Source organism: Sediminimonas sp. (assembly GCF_024637375.1).
Lineage (GTDB): Bacteria > Pseudomonadota > Alphaproteobacteria > Rhodobacterales > Rhodobacteraceae > Sediminimonas.
The window spans coordinates 1-7,047 of record NZ_JAGXFK010000070.1 but is presented as its reverse complement, the minus strand read 5'-3'; the positions used below and the strand labels follow the sequence as shown (position 1 = coordinate 7,047).

Sequence of the window (7,047 nt, the reverse complement as noted above, 5' to 3'; positions counted from 1 at the left end):
GTTGTGGTAAGAACGGATGCGGAACAGGTGGCGGACGGAACCCTGCCCGACGCCCTGCCGCTCTGGCCCGAGGGGGAGAACCCTTTGGAAAAGAAGTGGAGCGAGATCAAGGCGCAAGTCGCCAAGGGGCCGGACGCCGCCGATTGGCAATTCTGGCTCGACTGGTACGACGCGCAGCTTGCGGGCCGCACCATGCTGCCCGATGCCGCGCGCACATGGGAAATGCTGGAACAGATCGCCCTGATCGACCCCGACACATGGGACGCGGGGCCGGAGGTCATCAACCCGAAAATCCGCGAGATTTGGGAGCTTCACCGCCTGCGCGCCGAGGCGGCAGCGTTACTGGCCGAAAAGGAGGCCCTCCTGGCCGGGTATGCGACGGCTGCGCAGCGATCCCATAACGCGCCGCCGGGGTTGGTCGAGGACCACCCGGCGCTTGCCGGTCAGGTCACGATCATCTGGGCGGCACTTGACGAGGCGAGCGAGGAACTCGACGCCGAGACGCCGGACAAGGGCCGCCTGCGAGACATTGCCCAGCGGATGCTTGCGGCGTTGACAGAGGTTGCGGCGTATTGCGGCAGGGTTGCCGATACGGCTGTGATGTCCGCCGCGAAAGTCGGGGGCGGTGCTGCCGGCGCCGCAATTCTGGATCATGTCGCAAATGGTGGCCGTCTCATGCAGTTTGCGAAAGACGCGCTGGCCTATGCCGTGGGCGGGTAATATGCGCAAATGCTCATGGCAACTTGTCCTCACCCGGTCGCAAGGCCCGGGCAGCGCCCGACCGCCCGCTCATGCCACAGGCGTGCTTCCAGCACGACGGCGGGCGCTGCCCTCGGGCCTTCGCGCGGCATGTCGGCAATCTCGGCGCCCGGGAAAAGCCGGCGCCGCGGGCCTTGCGCTCCGGTGCGCCAAGGCCAGACGCGGGCCGATGGCTTTCCACACCTCGTGGGCATCATGGCCGAATACGCTGAACTGGTGTTTTGGTGGAGCCGAGGGGAATCGAACCCCTGACCTCGTCATTGCGAACGACGCGCTCTCCCGACTGAGCTACGGCCCCGACCTGCGCGGCTCTATATGTCATCCGCGCGCGGGATTGCAAGCGTACGGATGCGCGCGGCGCGGGATTTTCGCGCCCATCCGGCGATTGGCTCTGCCCGGGCGGATTTGGTCTTTGAACTCGCCGGGATTGCACAGTATCAAAGCCCCGCCCGCACCATGTGCGCGGGCGCGCGCGGCCCCGTAGCTCAACCGGATAGAGCAGGGACCTTCTAAGTCCAAGGTTGGGGGTTCAAGTCCTCCCGGGGTCGCCACGCGCCGTTTGCCCGCTCGCGCGGGGCCGAGCGCGATGGCGCCGGGGCACGCGCCCGAAAGCGATGGAGAATCGCATCTTGCTATGCAATACAAACGGTTGGGGGATGCACGCTGCCACGTCATCCTTGATAGCGCGTGCATTTCACGCGATGGTTCAGGGGCGGAACCAGGCCCGCGCGCCGGTTCGCCCGGTGCATGGAGGGTGACGGTGCCATTTCACGAGACAAATTTCACGGCAAGGATGCGCCGCCAGGCTGGCGCCGCGGCGGTTGCGCTGGCCGCTATGGCCGGCGCGGCGCTGGCCACCGATGCGGACCGCGACCGCGCCGCGCAGCTTGAGCGCCAATGGGCGCAATACGAGGTCGACGCCACCAAGACGGTGATCGAGTTGCAGCCCTTTCGCGAGGCGCAGGAGGTTTCCGGGGCGGACGGGCTCTCCGCGCGGCTGGTCAATCTCAACCCGACGATCAATTCGTGGTTTCTGCTGACGGTCACGGCGCCGGGCGCGGGGTTGCGCGGCCAATCCTTTCACATCGAAAGCGCCGCCTCCGATACCTGGCACATCTCGTTGCAGGGCGGCGACGACCCGGCGCTGGTTTTCGAAGAGGACGGGGCGCGCCATTTGTGCCGGCCGTGGGCGGGGGCCACACCCGAGCTGCTGGATGCGCAACGCAGCGGGCTGCCCTATGCCCCGATCTGCGGCCAGCGCGCCTACCTGCGCAACCGCGTCTCGGGGTCGCGCACCAACCGCGAGGCGGTGGCAGAATTTCTGCGCGACAACATCATGTTCGGTGAAAGCATCGTCGACATGATCAAGGGTGCGTTCTACGAGGATGCCTTCATGCAATCGAGCGAAACGGTCGATGGCGGCGACGCGGGCGGTGTTGCCGAAAGCCTGGGCCGGGCGCGGGTCGCCGGGGCGCCGGTAATGCAGGTGTATTCCGGGTTCGATCTCGTTGCCACCACCGGCGGCCGCATGGAAGCGGGTAGCTGGTACGCCGCCGAGGGCGCGCCGGGCGTCTATGCCAGCGCCGTTCAGCCGGGCATGATCCATCCCGACATCCTCAACCGGCGTGGCGAGACCAGCAATCTGGACCATATCGAGCGCCGCGCCGACGTCTACCTGGTCGGCTTCGACCTGGAGCGGTTCGAGGTCGGTTACGAGGTGGGGACGGATCACCCGCGCCTGGGCTGGTCGTCGCGCCCGCGCGGGAAGGGACGCAACCGGAACACGCCGGGCCCCGACGGGATCAACCGCGCCGACCCGCTGGTGCGGGCGGGGATGCTGAAGCCGTCGCTGGCCGATCGCGTGGCGGCGACCTTCACCGGCGGGTTCAAGCGCGACCATGGCGCGTTCAAATGGAGCGACATGGCCACCTACAACCATGGCCACCACTACGGGTTCGTCAGCAAAGGCGTGGTGCTGAGCAAACTGCAACCCAACCTTTCGACGCTCTACGTGTTGAACGACGGCACCATCGGCATGAAGACATGGACCGAGGCCGACGAGGCGTTGCTGCCGCGGATCCGCTTTGCCCGCCAGAACGGCGTGCCGCTGATCGCGCCCGACCCAGAGACCGGCCAAGGGGTGCCGGGCGAGTTCGTGCGCAGTTGGGGCGGCGGCAACTGGTCGGGATCGGCCGATGCCGATCTGCGGACCCTGCGCGCCGGGGCCTGCATGAAGACGGTGCAGGACCGGCAGTTTCTGATTTACGCCTATTTCTCGACCGCCACGCCCTCGGCCATGGCGCGGGTCTTCCAGGCCTACGGGTGCGACTACGCGATGCTGTTGGACATGAACTCGCAGGAGCACACCTACATGGCCTATTACACCAAGTCCGAACAAGACCTGGTCGCGCATCACCTTGTCAGCCAGATGGCGCAGGTCGATCCCCGCCGCCGCGACGGCACGCCGATCCCGCGTTTCGTCGGGTTTCCGGACAATCGCGATTTCATATATCTTTTGCGCAAGAAATAGGGGGAGGGGACTGTCATGAAGCGGATTGCCAAGGGGGTGCTGGCGCTGTGGCTGATGGCTGCGGCGGTGCCGGCGCAGGCGCAGACATTGCAGGAAAACAACGCGCGCATGTTGCGACAGATGCAGCAGGAACGCGGGCTGAGCGACGCCGTGATGAAGCGGGTGCGCGAAATCTTCGCCGGCTCGCGCTATATCGGACAGGGCAACCCGGCGGTGACGCGCCACCCGATGACGCCCGCGGACGTGAAGGCCAAGCTGGGCCAGGATCCGACACGGTATTACCGCAACGCCCTGTTCGAGCGCATCTGCGGCGCGCGCTTCATGGCGCCGCTCTATGATCCGCAGACCGAGCGCCCCGAGGATGCCGAGGTTTGCGTGGACATGTTCGAATACCCCAACGTGCCGGGCATGTACCCGGTGACATGGGTGCGTGCCTCGGAGGCGGCCCGGCTCTGCGCCGCCGAGGGCAAGCGCATCGGCGACGCGCATGAATGGGAGGGCGCCTCGGCCGGGCGGCTGCTGGCGCCGGACTATTTCTTCGGTCGTAGCCACGGCGGTGCGCGCGCTGCCCACAACCAGAAATACGCGCCGACCGGCGTTACAGCATCGGCAAGAAATGGCGCCGCGGCGTCTGCGCCACCGGCAGTTCCAAGAGCGCCAGTTGCAACGGCGGCAGTTTTACCGGCTGCGGGTCGAACACCTACCCGGCGGGCAGTTTCCCTGAGTGCCGCAGCCCGCTGGGGGTCTATGACCTTGACGGAAACGCGGCCGAGCACATGAACCTGCCGATGGCCCCCGACCAGATGGCCAGCCGCGGCAGCCGCAAGCTGGGCGTGACCGAGATGAAGGGGAGTTGGTTCATCTGGGATACCGTGCGCGCCCACACTCACTGGAGCCGCTGGCGCGCGCCCTACTGGCATGGCGGGCAGGTGATGTCGCCCAGCAGTCATCGGAACTATCACCTCGGGTTCCGCTGTTTCAAGGATGTGAAATAGGGCCGCCGCGCGTATCCCCGGGGTGCCGGTACGCGGGGAACAGGCCGCTAGCGAGCCCGCCCATTCCGGTCGCGGCACCGGGAAGGATCGTGCCCGCCATCGTACCGCGGGCACGCCTTCCGCGTGACAGGGCAGCCCGCATGTCGGGGGCAAGCGAAGACCGGAGCCCGAAAATGCCGGCGCGCGCCGGGCGCGGCACCGTCAGGCAGCGGCGGTCAGTTCGCGGCCAGCGATGCCATCAGAAGGCGCGGGCCGCCGATCGGGCCCTCCTTGCTGATCAGGCTGGCATAGCGGCCATCGGCCAGCATCTGGCGCAGGTCCACGGCGCGGCCGTTGACATAGGCGATCTTGCTGACCAGGCGGATGCCATGGCTGTAGTCGGCGTAGCCGGCACCGTGCACGGTGCTCAACGGCTGAATCGGGTTGCCGCTGCGGCGGTGCCAGCCGTAGATCGCCACGCGCCCCTGCCGCTGGGTGATGCGGTTGCTCAGCACCAGATCCTTCTTGTGGCCGGAAATCAGCGTTCCCACAGGCACGCCGGCACTTGCGCGCTGCCCCTCGATGGTGGCGTTGTGGCGTAGCAGGTAGGCCGTCGAGGTCATCTGCGGGCCCGGCTCCATCGGGCGGGGCGGCAGGCGCAGTTGCGCGTTGCCATAGATCGCGTCGACCATGCGCGAGGTCGGCAACATCATGTCGAAGCTCTGCGCGATGCTGGTGGCGGCGCGCAGCCCCAGCGGCACGCGCACGAAATCGCGGTCGTCGCCGACGGCAAGGTAGTCGGGCGTGACGCATAGGGTGACCTGCGCGGCGGTGCCGTCGGCCATGCGCCCGGTGAAGGTGACGGGGGACAGTTGCCGCAGGAAACCGGGCAGGTTGCCGGCCAGCGCCTCGGCGGCGATGGTCGCGTCGCGGCTGCTGCCCTCGATGCCCTCGAGGCGCGCCATGACGGCGCTGCCCGCCGTCGCCCCGGAACCCCGGCGCGGCATGGCGCGGGTGTGCTTGCGGCTGTTACAGTTCCCGTTGTCGCTGCTGCTGCGTGCCCCGAGTTGCAGGGTTGGCGTTTGCGAGGCCACTGCGGCGACTTTCTGAACCCGCGCGGCCGGCGCCTGTTGCGTGGGCTGTGCCTGTGGCGAGTCGGCGCGCGCGCTGGTCGCTCGTGCGATCACGCGGCTTGGACGCTTGCGCGGGCGCAGCGAGGTGACCCGCTCTGCCGTCGCTGCCGTCGCTGCCGTGCGGTCGGGTGCGGTCTGTGGGGCTCGGGCCACGAAAGCGGCGGGCCGGGCGCGGGGCCGGGCCTCGGGGCGTGGCATGGCGGTGGCCACGTATTCGGCGTGCGGGGCACCGGACGCTGGCGTCGCCGCTGGTGCGGCCACCGGGGGAAGCGGCGAGGGCGTCGCGCGCGCATCCGCCAATGCCCCGGGGAGGCGTTGCCAGTGCCGCTCGGGGGCCGGCATGTGGCTCAGGCCGGGCAGGTTGTCGGGGCGCACGCCTGTGAAAACCTGCGGCGGGGCGGTTCGCGCCAGGGCGCGGTCGGCACGCAGCACCGGTGCGGCCGACACCGGCATCACGGCGGTTTCCAGCCCCGGTGCGCGCACCAGAACAGGGCGCGGCGCCTCAAGCGGGGCCGGCGGCGGTGTCACTCCGACGGCCAGCGCCAGAACGGCAATTCCGGTCAGTACGACCATCGCGCCGCCGGCGAGGCCGTAGCGCGGATTGGCGCGGAGTGTACGTGCAGCGCGCCGCAGGGCGACACCGGAGGGGGGGGATTGAACGATTCGCATGAGATTCGTTTACGCGTGAGCCGTTAATGCCGCAACAATTCGCATTGCTGCGACGCAGAGAAGACGCCCTCATTGGCAGGAAATCGCCGGTTTCTCCCTTGCTGCGATGCGGCAAGGCGCTCAGAGGAAGGTCGCGGCGGCAAACAGCGCCCCGGTCACCACCAGGCAGGTGCGGCTGATCGGATCCTTGATCGCGAACACCAGCGGGTCGTCATGCATGCGTCCGCGATGGGTGACCATCACGATTCGCGCGACCCAATAGAGCAGTACCAGGCACACACCCCACAGCACTGCCGGGCGGTCGTATTGCGCCTGCACCTGCGGCGAGTCGATGTAGAGCGCCAGAACCAGCACCGCGACGAACCCCGCCGAGGTCGCCATTTGCGCCACCAGCGGCAGGTCGTCCACGCGGTAGCCGCGGCCGGAGGTGTTGCTGAGCCCGCGCTCGGCGGCATCGACCAGCTCGGCCTGGCGCTTGACCGCGGCCAGCGCGAAGAACAGGAAGATCGACAGCGCCAGAAGCCAGACCGACAGCGTGATCCCGGTGGCCACGCCGCCAGCCACGATGCGCAAGGTATAAAGCCCGGCCAGCGTGGCGATGTCGGCCACGATCCGTCGCTTGAGCCACATCGAATAGGCGGTCGTGGCGACCAGGTAGCCGGCCACCACCAGCGCGAAGGCCCAGCCCAGCAGCGAGGCCACGCCGAACCCGGCCCCCAACAGCCCCGGCACCATGAGGCTGGCATGGGCGATGGGTAGCGCGCCCGAGGCCACCGGGCGGTTGCGTTTGCGCGGGTGGGCGCGATCGGGGCCGAGGTCGAGCAGGTCGTTGAGCACGTAGACCCCCGAGGCGACCAGCGCAAAGGCCACGAAGGCCAGCCCCGCCTGCATCGCGGTTGCCCCCGAGAAGGCGTGCGCCGCGACCATCGGGGCGAAGATCAGCACGTTCTTGATCCTGTCTCTTATACACATCTGACGCTGC

Annotated in this window: 6 protein-coding genes and 2 tRNA genes; 5 read left to right on the top strand and 3 right to left on the bottom strand. The window is 68.3% G+C overall.

Annotated features, from left to right (window positions below; all coding sequences use genetic code 11):
• The coding region (locus tag Q0L89_RS11390; RefSeq protein WP_296765122.1) for a hypothetical protein at positions 1-720 on the top strand (720 nt) is incomplete at its 5' end.
• A 261-nt stretch (positions 721-981) separates the two neighbouring features.
• On the opposite strand, the gene Q0L89_RS11385 is transcribed toward Q0L89_RS11390, so the two are convergent.
• Positions 982-1,057, bottom strand: a tRNA-Ala gene (locus tag Q0L89_RS11385).
• A 176-nt stretch (positions 1,058-1,233) separates the two neighbouring features.
• Between Q0L89_RS11385 and Q0L89_RS11380 the strand changes: the two genes are divergently transcribed.
• The 4 genes from Q0L89_RS11380 (at position 1,234) to Q0L89_RS11365 (ending at position 4,284) form a co-directional block, all read left to right on the top strand.
• A tRNA-Arg gene (locus tag Q0L89_RS11380) sits at positions 1,234-1,310 on the top strand.
• Between the two features lie 242 nt (positions 1,311-1,552).
• Positions 1,553-3,289 carry a hypothetical protein gene (locus tag Q0L89_RS11375; protein ID WP_296765120.1) on the top strand — a complete coding sequence of 579 codons (1,737 nt, stop codon included), beginning with the start codon at positions 1,553-1,555 and terminating at the stop codon, positions 3,287-3,289.
• Positions 3,290-3,304: 15 nt separating this feature from the next.
• Positions 3,305-4,069: a hypothetical protein gene (locus tag Q0L89_RS11370; RefSeq protein ID WP_296765117.1), complete on the top strand. Its 765-nt coding sequence runs from the start codon at positions 3,305-3,307 to the stop codon at positions 4,067-4,069.
• A complete protein-coding gene (locus Q0L89_RS11365; RefSeq protein ID WP_296765114.1) occupies positions 4,066-4,284 on the top strand; it encodes a hypothetical protein in 219 nt (72 codons plus the stop codon). Before Q0L89_RS11370 ends, Q0L89_RS11365 begins: the two co-directional genes overlap by 4 nt.
• 215 nt (positions 4,285-4,499) lie before the next feature.
• Here Q0L89_RS11365 and Q0L89_RS11360 read toward each other — a convergent pair whose 3' ends face one another.
• Entirely contained in the window at positions 4,500-5,969 is a 1,470-nt protein-coding gene (locus Q0L89_RS11360; RefSeq protein WP_296765113.1) for a hypothetical protein, read from the bottom strand.
• 216 nt (positions 5,970-6,185) lie between these two features.
• A partial coding sequence (locus Q0L89_RS11355; RefSeq protein WP_296765110.1) for a UbiA family prenyltransferase occupies positions 6,186-7,047 on the bottom strand: 862 nt, incomplete at its 5' end.